This is a genomic window from Streptomyces sp. NPDC006197 (assembly GCF_040613865.1).
GTDB lineage: Bacteria > Actinomycetota > Actinomycetes > Streptomycetales > Streptomycetaceae > Streptomyces.
In genome coordinates this window covers 1-16,963 of sequence record NZ_JBEXSZ010000170.1, presented here as the reverse complement: position 1 = coordinate 16,963, position 16,963 = coordinate 1, and the positions used below count along the sequence as shown (strand labels likewise).

15 protein-coding genes are annotated in these 16,963 nt (G+C 71.8%); 4 read left to right on the top strand and 11 right to left on the bottom strand.

What is annotated here, in order from left to right; translation table 11 throughout:
• Positions 1-141: 141 nt before the first annotated feature.
• From ABZ318_RS34445 to pgsA, 7 genes are all read right to left on the bottom strand, one after another.
• A complete protein-coding gene (locus ABZ318_RS34445) occupies positions 142-894 on the bottom strand; it encodes a YebC/PmpR family DNA-binding transcriptional regulator (RefSeq protein WP_356906377.1) in 753 nt (250 codons plus the stop codon).
• Between the two features lie 63 nt (positions 895-957).
• Positions 958-1,545 carry a pyridoxal 5'-phosphate synthase glutaminase subunit PdxT gene (gene pdxT, locus ABZ318_RS34440; protein WP_225799502.1) on the bottom strand — a complete coding sequence of 196 codons (588 nt, stop codon included), beginning with the start codon at positions 1,543-1,545 and terminating at the stop codon, positions 958-960.
• A 6-nt stretch (positions 1,546-1,551) separates the two neighbouring features.
• The gene (gene pdxS / locus ABZ318_RS34435) at positions 1,552-2,466 is read right to left on the bottom strand and encodes a pyridoxal 5'-phosphate synthase lyase subunit PdxS (RefSeq protein WP_030693057.1); all 915 of its coding nucleotides are present in this window, start codon (positions 2,464-2,466) and stop codon (positions 1,552-1,554) included.
• A 114-nt stretch (positions 2,467-2,580) separates the two neighbouring features.
• Entirely contained in the window at positions 2,581-3,123 is a 543-nt protein-coding gene (locus ABZ318_RS34430) for a hypothetical protein (RefSeq protein ID WP_356906376.1), read from the bottom strand.
• A gap of 356 nt (positions 3,124-3,479) precedes the next feature.
• Entirely contained in the window at positions 3,480-4,634 is a 1,155-nt protein-coding gene (locus tag ABZ318_RS34425) for a glycosyltransferase family 4 protein (protein ID WP_356906375.1), read from the bottom strand.
• Positions 4,631-5,545 (bottom strand): phosphatidylinositol mannoside acyltransferase, encoded by a 915-nt coding sequence (locus ABZ318_RS34420; protein WP_356906374.1) that lies wholly within the window; start codon positions 5,543-5,545, stop codon positions 4,631-4,633. Before ABZ318_RS34420 ends, ABZ318_RS34425 begins: the two co-directional genes overlap by 4 nt.
• On the bottom strand, positions 5,542-6,204 hold the full coding sequence (gene pgsA / locus ABZ318_RS34415; RefSeq protein WP_356906373.1) for a phosphatidylinositol phosphate synthase: 663 nt from the start codon (positions 6,202-6,204) through the stop codon (positions 5,542-5,544). Before pgsA ends, ABZ318_RS34420 begins: the two co-directional genes overlap by 4 nt.
• 279 nt (positions 6,205-6,483) lie before the next feature.
• Here pgsA and ABZ318_RS34410 point away from each other — a divergent pair, with 279 nt between their 5' ends.
• Positions 6,484-8,700, top strand: coding sequence for an elongation factor G-like protein EF-G2 (locus tag ABZ318_RS34410; RefSeq protein ID WP_356906372.1), 2,217 nt, complete (start codon positions 6,484-6,486; stop codon positions 8,698-8,700).
• A gap of 176 nt (positions 8,701-8,876) precedes the next feature.
• Complete coding sequence (locus ABZ318_RS34405) at positions 8,877-10,532, top strand: hypothetical protein (RefSeq protein ID WP_356906371.1); 1,656 nt, start codon at positions 8,877-8,879, stop codon at positions 10,530-10,532.
• A gap of 27 nt (positions 10,533-10,559) precedes the next feature.
• On the opposite strand, the gene ABZ318_RS34400 is transcribed toward ABZ318_RS34405, so the two are convergent.
• The gene (locus ABZ318_RS34400; protein ID WP_030692008.1) at positions 10,560-11,123 is read right to left on the bottom strand and encodes an HIT domain-containing protein; all 564 of its coding nucleotides are present in this window, start codon (positions 11,121-11,123) and stop codon (positions 10,560-10,562) included.
• A 65-nt stretch (positions 11,124-11,188) separates the two neighbouring features.
• Here ABZ318_RS34400 and ABZ318_RS34395 point away from each other — a divergent pair, with 65 nt between their 5' ends.
• Entirely contained in the window at positions 11,189-11,890 is a 702-nt protein-coding gene (locus tag ABZ318_RS34395; protein ID WP_356906370.1) for a potassium channel family protein, read from the top strand.
• Between the two features lie 45 nt (positions 11,891-11,935).
• Here ABZ318_RS34395 and thrS read toward each other — a convergent pair whose 3' ends face one another.
• From thrS to ABZ318_RS34380, 3 genes are all read right to left on the bottom strand, one after another.
• Positions 11,936-13,912 (bottom strand): threonine--tRNA ligase, encoded by a 1,977-nt coding sequence (thrS, locus tag ABZ318_RS34390; RefSeq protein ID WP_356906369.1) that lies wholly within the window; start codon positions 13,910-13,912, stop codon positions 11,936-11,938.
• 178 nt (positions 13,913-14,090) lie between these two features.
• On the bottom strand, positions 14,091-15,413 hold the full coding sequence (locus tag ABZ318_RS34385) for a hypothetical protein (protein ID WP_356906368.1): 1,323 nt from the start codon (positions 15,411-15,413) through the stop codon (positions 14,091-14,093).
• Positions 15,413-15,979 carry a DUF4365 domain-containing protein gene (locus ABZ318_RS34380; RefSeq protein WP_356906367.1) on the bottom strand — a complete coding sequence of 189 codons (567 nt, stop codon included), beginning with the start codon at positions 15,977-15,979 and terminating at the stop codon, positions 15,413-15,415. The genes ABZ318_RS34385 and ABZ318_RS34380 overlap by 1 nt, the downstream gene beginning before the upstream one ends.
• Positions 15,980-16,100: 121 nt before the next feature.
• Between ABZ318_RS34380 and ABZ318_RS34375 the strand changes: the two genes are divergently transcribed.
• Entirely contained in the window at positions 16,101-16,829 is a 729-nt protein-coding gene (locus tag ABZ318_RS34375) for a 3'-5' exonuclease (RefSeq protein ID WP_356906366.1), read from the top strand.
• Positions 16,830-16,963: the final 134 nt, after the last annotated feature.

Sequence of the window (16,963 nt, the reverse complement as noted above, 5' to 3'; positions counted from 1 at the left end):
CAGACCGACTCACCTTCCGCGACCCCGACACCTTCACGGCGACAGGCGGCATCGACGCTCCGACTCCAGGCGCTGCATCGCCTCGCGCACCGGCACCCGGGAGACCCTCAGCTCGTCGGCGGCTGCTCGAAAAGGTCGCGATCAGGCGTCGACCTTCTCCATGACCTCGTCGCTGACGTCGAAGTTGGCGAAGACGTTCTGCACGTCGTCGCTGTCCTCCAGGGCGTCGATCAGCTTGAACATCTTGCGCGCGCCCTCCTCGTCGAGCTCGACCTGCATGCTCGGGACGAAGCTGGACTCGGCCGAGTCGTAGTCGATGCCGGCCTCCTGGAGGGCGGTGCGCACCGCGACCAGGTCGGTGGCCTCGCTGATGATCTCGAAGTTCTCGCCGAGGTCGTTGACCTCCTCGGCACCGGCCTCGAGCACCGACTCCAGGACGTCGTCCTCGGACAGCTCGCCCTTGGGGAGCACGATGACGCCCTTGCGGTTGAACAGGTACGAGACCGAGCCCGGGTCGGCCATGGAGCCGCCGTTGCGGGTCATGGCGACGCGCACGTCGGAGGCGGCGCGGTTGCGGTTGTCGGTGAGGCACTCGATGAGCACCGCGACGCCGTTCGGACCGTAGCCCTCGTACATGATCGTCTGGTAGTCGACGCCGCCGGCCTCGAGGCCGCCGCCGCGCTTGACCGCGGAGTCGATGTTCTTGTTCGGGACCGAGCTCTTCTTCGCCTTCTGGATGGCGTCGTAGAGCGTCGGGTTGCCGTCCGGATCGGCGCCGCCGGTCCGGGCCGCGACCTCGATGTTCTTGATCAGCTTCGCGAAGAGCTTGCCGCGCTTGGCGTCGATCACGGCCTTCTTGTGCTTCGTCGTAGCCCATTTAGAGTGGCCGGACATCTGCCTGTCTCCTTCGCGTAACCAACTTCTTGAACGAACCCCAGAGATCCTACCGGGATCGTGTCACCGTTCCGCGCGCACCATGTCCACGAACAGCTCGTGAATGCGGTGGTCGCCGGTGAGTTCGGGGTGGAAGGAGGTGGCGAGGGCCCGGCCCTGACGGACGGCGACGATGTGGCCCTCGTGCTCGGCGAGGACCTCGACCTGGGCGCCGACCGACTCCACCCAGGGGGCGCGGATGAAGACGCCCTCGACGGGGGAGTCGATGCCCGCCACGGTGACACCGGCCTCGAAGGACTCGTTCTGCCGGCCGAAGGCGTTGCGGCGGACGATCATGTCGATGCCGCCGAAGGTCTCCTGGCCCGAGCGCGGGTCGAGGATCTTGTCGGCGAGCATGATCAGGCCGGCGCAGGTGCCGTACACGGGCATGCCGCCCGCGATCCGCTCGCGCAGCGGCTCCATCAGGCCGAAGAGGGCGGCCAGCTTGGAGATGGTGGTGGACTCACCGCCGGGGATGACCAGGCCGTCGACCTCGGCGAGCTCCTCGGGGCGCCGGACCGGCCTGGCCACGGCGTCCGCCGCGGCCAGGGCGATCAGGTGCTCCCGTACGTCGCCCTGGAGGGCCAGGACACCGATTACGGGCGTGCTCATGGGTGCTTACCAGCCCCGGTTCGCGTAGCGCTCGGACTCGGGGAGGGTGTCGCAGTTGATGCCGACCATGGCCTCGCCCAGGTTGCGGGAGGCGTCCGCGATGACCTTCGGGTCGTCGTAGAAGGTGGTGGCCTTCACGATGGCGGCGGCGCGCTTGGCCGGGTCGCCCGACTTGAAGATGCCGGAGCCGACGAAGACGCCCTCGGCGCCGAGCTGGCGCATGAGCGCGGCGTCGGCGGGGGTGGCGACGCCACCGGCGGAGAACAGCACGACCGGCAGCTTGCCGAGCTCGGCGACCTCCTTGACGAGCTCGTACGGGGCGCGCAGCTCCTTGGCGGCGGCGAACAGCTCGTTGTTGTCGAAGCCGCGCAGCTTGGCGATCTCGTTCTTGATCTGGCGCAGGTGGCGGACGGCCTCGACGACGTTGCCGGTGCCGGCCTCGCCCTTGGAGCGGATCATGGCCGCGCCCTCGGCGATGCGGCGCAGGGCCTCGCCCAGGTTGGTGGCACCACAGACGAAGGGGGTCGTGAAGGCCCACTTGTCGGAGTGGTTGATCTCGTCGGCCGGGGTCAGGACCTCGGACTCGTCGATGTAGTCGACACCGAGGGACTGCAGGACCTGGGCCTCGACGAAGTGGCCGATGCGGGACTTGGCCATGACCGGGATGGAGACCGCGCCGATGATCTCTTCGATCATGTTCGGGTCGGACATGCGGGCGACGCCGCCGTCCTTGCGGATGTCCGCGGGGACCCGCTCCAGGGCCATGACGGCCACGGCGCCGGCGTCCTCGGCGATCTTCGCCTGCTCGGCGTTGACCACGTCCATGATCACGCCGCCCTTGAGCTGCTCGGCCATGCCGCGCTTGACGCGCGCGGTGCCGGTCTCGGGGGACTGGAAGTTGGTGGAAGGCGTGGTGGACACGGATACCTCACTCGTGACAACGGGGGTTGACGACAAGACGAGGAAACAGTCCACCTGGGGTCCACATCAAGGGCCAATGTGGACCCGGTGGATCGTTTTCCCAGGTTATGGGCGTCAGGCCGGACGATCAGCAAGGGCCGCGGGCGGCTCGTCGTCCATTTCGAAGGCCAGCGGGAAGGGGGCGTGGCCCGCGAGCCGGAACCAGCGGACCTTGCGGTGGCGGCGCAGGGCGCGGGCGGCCCGGACGGCGTCGTTGTGGAAGCGGCGGGCCATCGGGACCCGGCGGACGGCCGCGGCCAGCTCCCCCGCGGCCTCCTCGCCACCGGGCGCCTCCCGTACGAGCTCCACCTGCTCGGGCTCGCCGAAGACGGCCCGCAGCGCCTGGCTCAGCTCGCTCTCGGCGACCTCCCGGTGGTCCTCCTCCGCCTGCCGGGCCGCGTGTGCGGCCTCGTACAGCACGATCGAGGCGGCCGGGTCGAGGATGCCGGAGGTGGCGAGCTCCTGGGTGACCGAGGCCCTGCGCAGGAGCTGCGCGTCCAGGGCGGCGCGGGCTGCGTCGATGCGCGCGTGCAGCCGGTCGAGACGTCCGGCGGTCCAGCTCAGATAGACGCCGATGAGGATCAGCGCGACGACGGTCCAGATCAGGGTTTCGGTCACGGGCGCACAGGCTACCGGGGCGACGGCCCACCCCCCGTTGTGGGCAACTGTTCCGCCGGGGCGGTGCCCCACCCCCGTTGTGGGCGGTTGTTCCGCTGGGGCGATGCCCACCCCCCGTTGTGGGCAACTGTTCCGCTGGGGCGGAACGGGTGGGCACAACGGGACGGCGCCCCTTACCGGCGCCAGAGGCTTCTGCGCCTTGACCCGCACCGGATGCGCACCGCGCAAAGTGGTGCGGGTCCAGGCGCGGAACGCGGAGGCGCCGCTGAAGGGCGCCGTCCCGTGTGCCCACCCGTCCCGCCCCGGCGGGACGATTGCCCACACGGGCGGGGGTGACGGCCCCGCGGGCCGCGGGTCTACAAGCGCAGGCGGGCCCGCAGGCCCCCCACCCGTTCGTCCGTGTCCACCGCCGCCGCCCCGTCCGCCACCGTCTCGTACACGGCGAGGATGTCCGCCCCCACCGTCGACCAGTCGAAGCGGCGCACGTGCGCCGACCCCCGGGCGCTCAGTTGGGAGCGCCGCGCCCCGTCCCCGAGGAGCGCGATCGCCGCGTCCGCGAGCGCGTCGGCGTCCTCGTTGGCGAAGAGCTCGCCCGCGGAGCCCTGGTCGAGGACCTGCGCGAAGGCGTCGAGGTCGGAGGCGAGGACGGGCGCGCCGGCGGACAGCGCCTCGACGAGGATGATGCCGAAGCTCTCGCCGCCGGTGTTGGGCGCCACGTACACGTCGACGCTGCGCAGCAGCCGCGCCTTGTCCTCGTCGCTGACCATGCCGAGGAACTCCACCCGGGAGCGCATCTCGGCGGGCAGCGAGGCCACGGCCTCCTCCTCGTCGCCGCGCCCGGCCACGAGCAGCCGGGTGTCGGGGCGTTCCGCGAGGATCTTCGGGAGGGCCTTCATGAGGACCGGCAGGCCCTTGCGCGGCTCGTCGATCCGCCCGATGAAGCCGAGCGTGCCGCCCTGCCATTCCGTCTTCGGTTCGGCGCGGGCGAAGAAGTCGACGTCGACGCCGTTGGGGATGACGACTGCGTCGCCGCCGAGGTGCTCGACGAGCGTGCGCCGCGCGTACTCGCTGACGGCGATGCGGGCGCTGATCTTCTCCAGGGCGGGCTGGAGGATCGGATACGCGGCGATCATGGCCCGCGAGCGCGGGTTCGAGGTGTGGAAGGTGGCCACGATCGGTCCCTGCGCCGCCCAGCAGGTGAGCAGTCCGAGCGAGGGCGAGGTCGGCTCGTGGATGTGGACGACGTCGAAGGTGCCGTCGTGCAGCCAGCGGCGGACCCGCGCGGCGGAGAGGAAGCCGAAGCTGAGCCGGGCCACCGAGCCGTTGTAGGACACGGGCACGGCGCGGCCCGCGGAGACGACGTACGGCGGCAGCGGGGTGTCGTCGTCGGCGGGCGCGAGGACGGAGACCTCGTGGCCGAGCCGGACGAGGTGCTCGGCGAGGTCGCGGATGTGGAACTGGACGCCGCCGGGCACGTCCCAGGAGTACGGGCAGACGATCCCGATCTTCACGCGCCCGGTCCCTCCCGCTCGTCCAGGTCCGAGAGCCACAGTCGTTGCAGCATGTGCCAGTCCTCCGGGTGGTCCGCGATGCCGCCGGCGAACGCGTCGGCGAGCGCCTGTGTCATGACGGACGTCTTCTCGGCCCGCGTACCCGACTCGGGTACGTCGACGGGCGGGTGGATCTGCCCCTTCATGACGGGCGTGCCGTCGTACCAGAGCGTCACGGGCAGCAGCAGCGCGCCCGTCTGCTGGGCGAGGATCGCCGGGCCGGCCGGCATCCGCGCCGTGTCCCCGAAGAACGTGACCTCGGTGCCGGAGGCCGACAGGTCGCGGTCGGCGACCAGGCAGACCAGGCCGCCGGCCCGCAGCCGGCGTGCGAGCGTGCCGAAGGCGGAGCCGCCGGTGTGCGGCAGGACCTCCATGCCGAGGGACTCGCGGTAGGCGACGAACCGGTCGTACAGCGACTCGGGCTTGAGCCGCTCGGCGACCGTCGTGAACGGCACGCCGAGCGAGCGGGTCACCCAGACGCCCGCGAGGTCCCAGTTGGCCAGGTGCGGCAGGGCGAGGATGACGCCGCGTCCGGAGGCGAGGCCCTCCTCCAGATAGTGGCGGTCCTTGATGTCGATGGACCGCTCGACCCGCTCCTTCGTCCAGGTCGGCAGCCGGAAGGACTCCATCCAGTACCGCATGTACGAGCGCATGCCGGCCTGTGACAGTTCGGCGAGCCGCTCGGGCGTGGCGTCCGGCACCACGCGCGCGAGGTTGGACTCCAGGCGCAGGACGCTCTTGCCGCGCCGCTTCCACGCGAGGTCGGCGATCCGCCGGCCGAGGCCCGTCGCCACCGGCTCCGGCAGCTTCTTCACGGTCGCCCATCCGGCGCCGTACAGCCCGTCGCTCAGGCGTTCCTTCAGGGTGCTCACGAGGCCGCCCCTCCGCCCCCGGCCGCGGCGGCGTCCGCCTCGGCCGATTCCCGGCGCACGGTCACGACGCGCTGGCCCAGGGTGACGGCGCTGCCGACGGCCACGATCCACAGGGCGATCGGGAGCAGGACCTCGACGCCGGGCACGCCGAACGCGTGGAGCCCGGCGAGGCCCGCGGCGACCAGCGAGATCACCAGGCGCTCGGCGCGCTCGACGAGGCCGTTCACGGCGACGGGCAGGCCGATCGATTCTCCTCGGGCCTTGGTGTACGAGACGACCTGGCCGCTCGCCAGGCAGAAGATCGCCACGGCGCACAGGATGTCGTCGTCGCCCCTGCCGGCGTACCAGAGCGCGAAGCCGCCGAAGATCGCGCTGTCGGCGACCCGGTCGAGCGTCGAGTCGAGGAAGGCTCCCCAGCGGCTGGAGATCCCCGCCTGCCGGGCCATGTTGCCGTCGACGAGGTCGGAGAAGACGAACAGGGTGATGACGATCGTGCCCCAGAAGAACTCTCCGCGGGGGAAGAAGACCAGCGCACCGGCCACCACCCCCGCCGTGCCGATGAGCGTGACCGCGTCGGGGCTGACGCCCCGCCGGAGCAGAAACGCGGCGAACGGTGTGAGGACACGCGTGAAAAAGGCACGCGCGTACTTGTTCAGCATGGCCTTCCCGAGGTTCGGTGGGCCGCGCGGCCCCTACGACCACCGGCTCGCCCATCGTAGCCACGCGCGTCCCGGCGCACCGGCGGCACCCGCCCCGTCGCGTCGGCGTCCCGCCGACGTCCCCCCGGGGGGCTCCGGCGTGTACGACGTATGGACGCTTCCCGGGGTCGGTGCAAAGCTCGAAGGACCACCGCGGGCACCGCTGGAGCCGTACCGCGACACACCACTCCCCCGCGCCCGCGTCCCGCCGCATCGTGCGAGCAGTCGGGAGGAAACATCATGGGTGACAAGGCGAAGACGCCCGCCGGAGCCGCCGGCAGGGCTCCTACGGCCGACCGGCCCTCGGCCGTGCGAAACGTGGTGCTGGTCGGCCACAGCGGATCGGGCAAGACGACCCTCGTCGAGGCCCTGGCGCAGACCGCCGGGGCGGTCAACCGGGCCGGACGGGTCGAGGACGGCGCCACCGTCTCGGACTACGACGAGATCGAGCACCGCCAGCAGCGGTCCGTACAGCTCTCCCTCGTCCCGGTCGGCTGGGACGGATACAAGATCAATCTCCTCGACACCCCCGGGTACGCCGACTTCGTCGGGGAGCTGAGGGCCGGTCTGCGCGCGGCGGACGCGGCCCTCTTCGTCGTCTCGGCGGCCCAGGAGGCCGACGCCGTCGCCGCCTCCACCCGCATGATCTGGGAGGAGTGCGCCGCCGTCGGGATGCCCCGCGCCATCGTCGTCACCCACCTCGACACCGCGCGCACCGATTTCACCGAGCTCACCGCCGTCTGCGCCGAGCTCTTCGGCCGGGACGACCCCGACGCCGTCCTCCCCCTCTACCTGCCGGTGCACGGTGCCGAGGGAGCCGACGGACACGCGCCGGTCACCGGCCTGGTCGGCCTGCTCTCGGAGCGGATCTTCGACTACTCCTCCGGGGTGCGCCGGGAGGACCCGCCCGACGAGGCGCAGCGGGAACTCATCGCGGAGGCCCGCGCCCGGCTCATCGAGGGGATCATCGCCGAGAGCGAGGACGAGACCCTCATGGACCGCTACCTCGGCGGCGAGGAGATCGACCTGAAGACCCTCGTCGACGACCTGGAGAAGGCCGTCGCCCGGGGCGCCTTCCACCCGGTGCTCGCGGCCGCCCCCGCCGCCGACGGCGGGACGCAGGGCCTCGGCACCCTCGAACTCCTGGAGCTGATCACCGGCGGCTTCCCCTCCCCCCTGGAGCACGAGGCACCCACCGTCACCACCCCCGACGGCCGCTCCCGTCCCCCGCTCACCTGCGACCCCGAGGGGCCGCTGGTCGCCGAGGTCGTCAAGACGGCCGCCGACCCCTACGTGGGCCGGATCTCCCTGGTCCGGGTCTTCTCCGGCACCCTGCGCCCCGACGAGACCGTGCACGTCTCCGGTCACGGCCTCGCGGACGGGTCCCGCGACGGCCACGACCTCCACGAGGCGGACGAGCGGGTCGGCGGGCTCACCTCCCCCTTCGGCAGGCAGCAGCGCCCGCTCGCGGAGTGCATCGCCGGTGACCTCGCCTGTGTCGCCCGGCTCGGCCACGCCGAGACCGGTGACACCGTCTCCGCCAAGGACGATCCGCTCCTGATGGAGCCGTGGACCATGCCGGAGCCGCTGCTGCCGCTGGCCGTCCAGGCCCACGGCAAGGCCGACGAGGACCGGCTCTCGCAGGGCCTCGCCCGGCTCGTCGCCGAGGACCCGACCCTGCGGCTCGAACAGAACCAGGACACCCGGCAGGTGGTGCTGTGGTGCCTGGGCGAGGCCCACCAGGACGTCGCCCTGGAGCGTCTGCGCGGCCGGTACGGCGTGCAGGTCGACGCCGTGCCGTACAAGGTGGCGCTGCGCGAGACCTTCGGGAGCGCCGCCTCGGGCCGGGGCCGGCACGTCAAGCAGTCCGGCGGCCACGGCCAGTACGCCATCTGCGAGATCGACGTGGAGCCGCTGCCGCCGGGCAGCGGCATCGAGTTCGTCGACAAGGTGGTCGGCGGAGCCGTCCCGCGCCAGTTCGTCCCCTCCGTCGAGAAGGGGGTGCGGGCGCAGGCGGCGCGCGGGCTCGCCACCGGTCATCCGCTCGTCGACATCCGGGTCACCCTGCGGGACGGCAAGGCCCACTCGGTGGACTCCTCCGACGCCGCCTTCCAGACCGCCGGGGCGCTCGCGCTGCGCGAGGCGGCCGCCGACGTGCCCGTCCACCTCCTCGAACCGGTCGCCCAGGTCGACGTCCTCGTCCCGGACGAGTACGTCGGCCCGGTCATGAGCGATCTGTCGGGGCGGCGCGGCCGGGTCGTGGGAACCGACCAGGCCGGTCCCGGGCGGACCGTGGTCAGGGCCGAGGTGCCGGAGATCGAGATCGGGCGGTACGCGATCGACCTGCGCTCGATCTCGCACGGCACCGGCCGGTTCGACCGCACCTACGCCCGGCACGAGCCGATGCCTCCGCACCTGGCGGCGAAGCTCCGCGAACAGGCCGAAAAAGGCTCCTAGTTGACGGGATGACAGGGGTGCACGCCCGCCCGGCGGCTGCCGGGCGGGCGTCATTCGGCCGACGACATCCACAGGCCGTGACGCATCCGGCCGTACCCGGTTACGCTGTGGTGCCCAGCTCAGAAGGTGTGCGGGGCGCGGCAGTTGGGAACAGCCCGCACAGGTACTCGCGCGCGATGGGGGCGGCAGTGGCGATCGACGGTTTCGGACCGGGGGCTCAGATTCCCCTCCAGAACTCGGGGGGCGGCACGGGTGCGACGAACGCGCTCGCGTCCGCCGCGTACCGGGACAGCCCCCTCAAGACGATCCAGGAAGCCGACAACGAGCTCTACAAGACCACGGTCAAGGAAGGGAAGTGGGGGCTCTTCAGCCCCGACCTCGGCGAGGCCTTCTCCCGCGCGGTCCAGGTCCGCATGCTCGGCGGCGCCCGCAAGGCCCTGATCCAGTCCTTCGGGGCCGAGCCGCAGCCGGTGGTCGAGCACTGCCTCGCCGCCACCCACCTGCGCAGGCAGCGCGACGTCAAGCTGACCCTGGTCACCTTCTTCTGCGGCGTCCTCTTCCTGCCCGGACTGCTGCTCTGGCTCGGCGTCATCCAGCTGCGCCGCCTCGTCGCCGGCTCCGAGAACAAGCGGAACAGTGCCCTCGGCACCGCCCTCCTGTGGGCCGCCGGGCTCTTCGCGGCGCTCGTCCTGATCAGGCTGCCCTTCGACGGCATCCTGCCGAACTACCTGCGCGCGATGGTCGTCGCCCCGGTCGTCGGCTGGTACCTCGCGAGCAGGATCTGCATGAACGCGGCGGTCGACCTGCGCGAGCGCTGGTCCGGCCTGCTCGGCGGCGGCGGGATCGGCCCGCACGTCCCCAAGTCCGTCCCCCAGGACCCGGGCGACAAGGAGGCGGAGGCCCTCCGGATCAACCTGGAGAAGCTCTCCGCGGAGCAGCAGTCCAACATCGTCTTCTACGCCGGCACCAAGGGGATCCTCGGTCTGGGCACCCGCTGGGGCAGCTGGACGCTCGCCGAGGAGCTGGTCCCCCAGCCCGGCCGGGAGATCCACGCCTTCCGCGCCTGGGACGTCATCCGCAGGATCCACGACGAGCTGACGCTCCTGGAGCGCGGCTCCCTGAAGACCGGCTTCCCCAAGCCGACCGTCAAGCACTGGATCGTCTCCCCGGTCGGCGAGGGCGCCGACGAGGTCACCCGCCCCGAGGGCGACAACATCGTCCACTACCAGGTCAAGCCGCACGAGATACAGCGCATCTGCAACGACCAGCAGTTCGGCGCGGGAAACCGTCACTACCTCGGCGTACAGTTCACGCTCTGGGACGGGAATCTCGTCCTCACCATGATGGTCACCGTCACCTCGCTCCACCACACGCTCCGGATCGAGGTCACCGGCCACGCGCTCGGCCCCGTCCACAGCCTCTTCACCACGAAGCCGAAGGCGAAGACGAGGGAGGTCTCCAAGACCGTCCGCTTCTGGGAGACGAAGGAGATCCAGCAGCCGCTGCTCACGACCAACGACATCGTGCGGCTCGCGGTGCGCGCCCCGCTCACCTGGTACCCGCCGGTCCTGGAGTTCCTCGGCGGCAAGATGACCCTGCCCGAGCCGTTCGGTCTGCGGCACGTCTGGGCCGGGCCGCTCTGGAAGAACCGCTTCATGGCGGACGACGCCATCCGCATGGCGACGCCCGTGCTCCGGGCCGTCCACGCCGCCACGCTCAAGGTGCTCGACGAGCACAACGTGGACACGGAGCGCTTCACCGCCCGCTCGCTGTTCCTCAGCGGCGGCGTCCAGGACCCGGGCCCGAAGAAGGCCGACGTCTACGAGGCCTGACCCGGGTCCGCCACGGCGCTCAGCGGCTCACAGGGTGGCCGGCCAGGCGTCGGCCAGCATCTTCCGGGTGTCGGCGAGCAGCTGGGGCAGCACCTTGGTGTGCCCGACGACCGGCATGAAGTTGGTGTCCCCGCCCCAGCGCGGCACCACGTGCTGGTGCAGGTGCGCGGCGATGCCGGCGCCGGCGACGGCGCCCTGGTTCATGCCGATGTTGAAGCCGTGCGCACCGGACGCCGCCCGCAGCGCGACCATCGCGCGCTTGGTGAAGGCGGCGAGCTCGACCGTCTCCGCCTCGTCGAGGTCGGTGTAGTCGGCGACGTGCCGGTACGGGACGACCATCAGGTGACCGCCGTTGTACGGGTAGAGGTTGAGCACCGCGTACACGCCCTGGCCGCGCGCGATCACCAGACCGTCCTCGTCCGACTTCGACGGAATCACACAGAACGGGCAGCCGTCCTCGGACCCCGGCCCGGTCGGCTTGTTCTCGCCCTGGATGTACGCCATCCGGTGGGGCGTCCACAGGCGCTGGAACGCGTCCTGCGTCCCCACTCCGATCTGCTGCTCCGGCTCAGTCGTCATGCTGAGCAGCATATTGCGTCGTCCGTTCGGAACGTGTCGCCGGGGCGGAGGATCCGTCCTGCGGCCATGCTGATCCGATGAGCGTCAGGCCACCGAAACCGCCCCGGCAGGAGCGCTGGGACCGCCGCATGGAGACCCCGCTCGCCGTGGCCTCCGTCGCCTACCTCACCGGCTACGCGGTCCGTGTCCTCGCCGACTCCCGCCTCCCCCGGGGCTGGCTCGACCTCTGCCTCGCCGTCATCCTCACCGCCTGGGCCGTCTTCGGCTTGGACTACGCGGTACGGCTCCGGCTCAGCGGCCAGGGCCCGCTGCGCTTCGTCCGCACCCACCTCCTCGACACGGTGGTGCTGGTCCTGCCGCTGCTGCGGCCGGTGCGCATGGTGGACCTCTACTACCGGATCCGGCGCCGCCACGACAGACCCCGGCTCGACCTCTACGGGCGCGTCATGGTCTACGCCGGCGTCAGCGTGGCCCTGCTGGGCTTCGCGGGCGCGCTCACCGTCTACCGGTACGAGCGGCACGCCCCCGGCGCCACGATCCTCACCTTCGGGGACTCGGTCTGGTGGACCTGCGCGACGCTCGCGACGGTGGGGTACGGGGACGTGGCCCCGGTGACCCCGGTGGGCCGGGTGACGGCGGTGGGCCTGATGGCCTGCGGGCTCGCGCTCCTGGGCGCGGTGACGGGTTCGTTCTCGTCCTGGCTGATCCAGGCGTTCACCCGGGAGGACGAGGAGGGGGACGGGAAGAGGCCCCCGGGGGATTTCCCGGGGGCCTCCTGAACGGATCGGCTCGTCAGGCGCTCAGGTCGCCGGACGCTCGGGTCGTCAGACCTGGACGCGGTCCTCGACGACCTTGGCGAGCTTGGCGATCGCCTCGTCGACGGGGATGCCGTTCTCCTGCGAACCGTCGCGGTAGCGGAAGGAGACGGCACCGGCGGCCATGTCCTCGTCACCCGCGATGATCATGAACGGGACCTTCTGCTTCTGGGCGTTCCGGATCTTCTTCTGCATCCGGTCCGAGGAGGAGTCGACCTCCACCCGCAGGCCCTGCTTCTTCGCCTTGGCGGCGAACTCGTGCAGGTAGTCGACGTGCGCGTCGCCGATCGGGATGCCGGTCGCCTGCACCGGGGCCAGCCACGGGGGCATCGCGCCCGCGTAGTGCTCCAGGAGCACGGCGAAGAAGCGCTCGATCGAGCCGAACAGCGCGCGGTGGATCATGACCGGGCGCTGCTTGGTGCCGTCCGGCGCGGTGTACTCCAGGTCAAAGCGCTCCGGCAGGTTGAAGTCGAGCTGGACGGTCGACATCTGCCAGGTACGGCCGATGGCGTCCCGCGCCTGCACCGAGATCTTCGGGCCGTAGAAGGCGGCGCCGCCCGGGTCGGGGGTCAGCGGGAGGCCCTGCTTCTCGGCGACCTGCTGGAGGACCGCGGTGGCCTCCTCCCACACCTCGTCGGAGCCGACGAACTTCTCCGGGTCCTTGGTCGACAGCTCCAGGTAGAAGTCGGTCAGACCGTAGTCGCGGAGCAGGTTCAGGACGAAGGTGAGGGTGCGGTCGAGCTCGTCCGCCATCTGCTCGCGGGTGCAGTAGATGTGCGCGTCGTCCTGGGTGAAGCCACGGGCCCGGGTGAGGCCGTGGACGACACCCGACTTCTCGTACCGGTACACGGTGCCGAACTCGAACAGGCGCAGCGGCAGCTCACGGTAGGAGCGCCCGCGCGCGTCGAAGATCAGGTTGTGCATCGGGCAGTTCATGGGCTTGAGGTAGTAGTCCACGCCCTCGTCGAGCTGCATGGGGGGGTACATGCCCTCGGCGTACCAGTCCAGGTGGCCGGACTTCTCGAACAGCTTGCCCTTGGTGGCGTGCGGCGAGTAGACGAACTCGTAGCCCTCCTCCTCGTGGCGCTTGCGCGAGTAGTCCTCCATGACCCGGCGGATGATGCCGCCCTTGGGGTGGAAGACCGCGAGGCCGGAGCCGATCTCGTCCGGGATGGAGAAGAGGTCGAGCTCGTTGCCCAGCTTGCGGTGGTCGCGCTTCTCGGCCTCGGCCAGGAAGTCGAGGTGCGCCTTCAGCTCGTCCTTCGACGGCCAGGCGGTGCCGTAGATGCGCTGGAGCATCGGGTTCTTCTCGCTGCCGCGCCAGTAGGCGGCCGCGTTGCGCATCAGCTTGAACGCCGGGATGTTCCGGGTGGTCGGCAGGTGCGGACCGCGGCAGAGGTCCTTCCAGCACAGCTCGCCGGTCTTGGCGTCGAGGTTGTCGTAGATGGTCAGCTCGCCGCCGCCCACCTCGACGTTCGCGCCGTCGTCGGTCGACGCGGAGCCCTTGATGCCGATGAGCTCCAGCTTGTACGGCTCGTCCGCCAGCTCCTCGCGGGCGGCCTCGTCGGTCACCACGCGGCGGGCGAAGCGCTGGCCGCGCTTCTGGATCTCCTGCATCTTCTTCTCGATGACCTTGAGGTCCTCGGGGGTGAAGGGCTTCTCGACGTCGAAGTCGTAGTAGAAGCCGTCCCGGACCGGCGGGCCGATGCCCAGCTTGGCCTCGGGGAAGAGCTCCTGCACGGCCTGGGCCATGACGTGCGCGGTCGAGTGGCGCAGGATGTCGAGACCGTCCGGGGAGGAGATCTCGACGCCCTCGACGACATCGCCGTCGCGGAGCTCGTACGACAGGTCCTTCAGCTCGCCGCCCACACGGGCGGCGATGACGGTGCGGTCGTCGGCGAACAGGGCGCCGGCGGTGGTGCCCGCGCTCACCGCCCTCTCCTCTGCTTCCGAGGCGGACTGGACGGTCACACGGACATCAGACACGGGTACTCCATACATAAGGGCGCAGACAGACACGAGGTGCCGGCGCCGGCGACGCGCGGCAGAGACGAGGTGCCGCGTCGTCACCGATCCTACCGAGCGGTCCGCACCGCCCGCGAAACGGTTTCCCGGCCCTGCCCCGCTCCGTGCGGCTCCCCGGCCGGCACTCCCCGCCCGGCCCTCACTCCTCCTCCGGCTCGCACGTCTCCTGGAAGAAGTCGAGGTTCTCGTGCAGGCCCTTCAGCAGCCGGTCCCGCTCCGTCTCGTCGACCTGGACGGGGACGACCCCGGTGGCGTCGGTGAGGCGGCGGAAGCCGCCACGGCTCTCCAGCCGGCCCGCGACCCGGATCGGGAGGCCGACGAGATGGGCGTGGCCGGCCGTGCGGTACGCCTCCTCGTCGAGGGCGACCCGGACGTGCGGCACCTCCGCGCCGCCGAGCACCCGCAGTCGCACGATCCCCTCGCCGCGCGGCCCGGAGCGGCGCATGCGGACGACGACGCCGGTGAGCCGGACCGGCACGGACGGCTCGTCGGTCAGATAGCGGGCGCTCGCCTCCCGCAGGGCGGGCAGGTCGCCGGGCGAGAACTCGACCGGTTCCGGCCGGGCCGCGCACCCCTCGGGCGCGCCGGCGGCCGGCGCCCACTCCAGGGCGACGCGGGCGCCCTCGGTGCCCCGGACGAGCGCGACGAGGGCCTCGGTGAGCTCGCGGCTGACGCCCGCCTCGACGGCGGCGTCGAAGGCCTCCATGCCGCCGGTGGCCCGCTGGTAGTCGGTGGCCTCGCGGGCCGCGTGGAGCGCGTGGTAGAGCCGGACGGCGATCGGGCGGCCCGGTTCGACCGGCAGGAAGGCGGTGAGGCCGCGGCCGCCGGGCGCCGCGCCGACGACGACGGTCTCCAGGGAGGCCCGGGCGGCCCGGCGGTGGCGGGCGCCGTGGTAGCCGGCCCGGCCGCGCACGGCGAGGGCGCCGGCGAGGAGGAGCTGGCGGGCGGCGGACCTGAGCTGCTCCTGCACGGTCCAGGGGACGGTGCCGGCCGGGCCCGGGGGCACGTCGCGCCACCAGCGGATCTCGTCGCTGGGCACGGAGAGGCCGGTGAGGACCTCGCGGGCGGAGGGCGTGGCGCTGCGGGCGAGGGCGGTGAGCGCCTCGCCGAGCAGGTCCTCGCAGTCCGGGAAGGCGCGGCTCTCCGGGACGAGGAGGCTGGTGCCGACGCCGCTGCCGGGCGGGGTCCAGCGGCTGTAGCGGCCCACGGCGCCGCCGCGCCGCCGCCAGCCGTGCCGGGCGAGCAGCGCGCCGAGGACCCGCGGGTCGACCCTGCCCGGGTCGGGCGCGCCCTGGGTGTCGGCCCAGGGCCCGAGGGGCGGGGCGGGGATGCCGGTCCAGGGTCCGGGGGTCTCGCCGGGTGCCGGGTGGGGCCGGTAGGGCGGGGGGACGGGGCCGCGCCCGGCCCCGTCCCCCTCGCCCCTCTCGTCCCCGAAACCGGGTTCGTCGATCGGTCGGTGCATCAAGGTCTCCCTCCCACGCCGACCCGGGTCATGATCTCGCAGAGCGCCCGGTCGTCGAAGATCCGCGTCGTCGGGATGCGCACGGTGGTCCGGCGCCGTCCCGTGACCGGGTGCCCGGCCAGGTTGATCCAGTAGCAGCAGTGCCGCAGGTCGAGCCGGTCGTGGCTCGCCCTCAGCCAGTCCTCCTGTGACCTCGGGACGAGCATCACGACGAGGATCTTGTGCACGGACACCGGTGTCCGGGCGAGTTTCACGAGGTGGTCGTTGTCGAGGGTGAACGAGAACGCCCCGCCCGGCGGGCGCGGCGCCGTCTGGTAGGTGCACTTGAGCTGCACCTTGATGGTCACTTCGTCGTCGACGGTGTGCCCGGGAGCGCTGTGGCTCACGTGCCAGTCGATGCCGTTGTCCGGAAAGGGCTGGGACAGCGAGCAGCCGGCCGCGGCGGCGACGGCGTGCAGGTATCCCACCTGAAGGGTCTCCATGCAGGCGGTGGTGGCGAGTGAGCCGCGCGTCGGTGCCACCCGCTGGGGCGGCAGCCCTCCCGACTCGGGCTGGGCGAGCGCCATGTCGTCTTCCTTCCCCGTCCCTTGTGTTGTGACCGGTCCGCGTACGACGCAAACAGTCCGGGTATCACCGTTTCGGGGCAGGGGGTTGGCCACCTGCCGCACGTGCGCAGGGAGTTCGGGGATGTCGATGCACTGGTACGAAGGGCCCCTGGCCGCTTTCGACACGGAGACCACGGGAGTTGACGTCGAGGAGGACCGGATCGTCTCGGCCGCCCTCGTCGTCCAGGACACGGAGGGGGCGCGTCCGCGGGTGACGCGCTGGCTGGTCAACCCCGGCATACCGGTGCCGGAGGGGGCGACGGCCGTCCACGGCCTGACGGACGATCACCTCCAGCGGTACGGCCGGTGGCCGGCCCCGGTGATGGAGGAGCTGGCGCGCGCGCTGGCCGAGCAGTCGGCGGCGGGGCGGCCGCTGGTGGTGATGAACGCGCCGTTCGATCTGACGATCCTGGACCGCGAGCTGCGCCGGCACCGGGCGTCGACGCTGGGCGACTACACGGCGGGCAGCCCCCTGTGCGTGCTCGATCCGCGGGTCCTGGACAAGCACCTGGACCGCTACCGGAAGGGCCGCAGGACGCTGACGGACCTGTGCGCGCACTACGAGGTCGAGCTGTCGGGCGCGCACGACGCCGCGGCGGACGCGACGGCGGCGATGGATGTCGTACGGGCGGTGGCGCGGCGCTTCTCGTCCCGTCTCGAGCGGCTGACGCCGGCGGAGCTCCACACGCTCCAGGCGGTGTGGCACGCGGCGCAGGCGCGGGGGCTCCAGGCCTGGTTCACCCGGCAGGGGACGCCGGAGACGGTGGATCCGGCGTGGCCGCTGCGGCCGGAGCTGCGTACGGCGGCGTGACGGGGCCGGGAACGGCGTGACGGGACCGGGAATGCGGAAGGCCGGTCCGTCTTTCGACGGACCGGCCTTTCCCGGTGGGCGATACTGGGATCGAACCAGTGACCCCTTCGGTGTGAACGAAGTGCTCTCCCGCT

Excerpts from the sequence above, each read along its gene's own strand:
- ABZ318_RS34445 (WP_356906377.1), bottom strand. The coding sequence starts at position 894 with ATGTCCGGCCACTCTAAATGGGCTACGACGAAGCACAAGAAGGCCGTG.
- pdxT (WP_225799502.1), bottom strand. The coding sequence starts at position 1,545 with ATGAGCACGCCCGTAATCGGTGTCCTGGCCCTCCAGGGCGACGTACGG.
- pgsA (WP_356906373.1), bottom strand. The coding sequence starts at position 6,204 with ATGCTGAACAAGTACGCGCGTGCCTTTTTCACGCGTGTCCTCACACCG.
- ABZ318_RS34410 (WP_356906372.1), top strand. The coding sequence starts at position 6,484 with ATGGGTGACAAGGCGAAGACGCCCGCCGGAGCCGCCGGCAGGGCTCCT.
- ABZ318_RS34405 (WP_356906371.1), top strand. The coding sequence starts at position 8,877 with ATGGGGGCGGCAGTGGCGATCGACGGTTTCGGACCGGGGGCTCAGATT.
- ABZ318_RS34400 (WP_030692008.1), bottom strand. The coding sequence starts at position 11,123 with ATGCTGCTCAGCATGACGACTGAGCCGGAGCAGCAGATCGGAGTGGGG.
- ABZ318_RS34395 (WP_356906370.1), top strand. The coding sequence starts at position 11,189 with ATGAGCGTCAGGCCACCGAAACCGCCCCGGCAGGAGCGCTGGGACCGC.
- ABZ318_RS34385 (WP_356906368.1), bottom strand. The coding sequence starts at position 15,413 with ATGCACCGACCGATCGACGAACCCGGTTTCGGGGACGAGAGGGGCGAG.
- ABZ318_RS34380 (WP_356906367.1), bottom strand. The coding sequence starts at position 15,979 with ATGGCGCTCGCCCAGCCCGAGTCGGGAGGGCTGCCGCCCCAGCGGGTG.
- ABZ318_RS34375 (WP_356906366.1), top strand. The coding sequence starts at position 16,101 with ATGTCGATGCACTGGTACGAAGGGCCCCTGGCCGCTTTCGACACGGAG.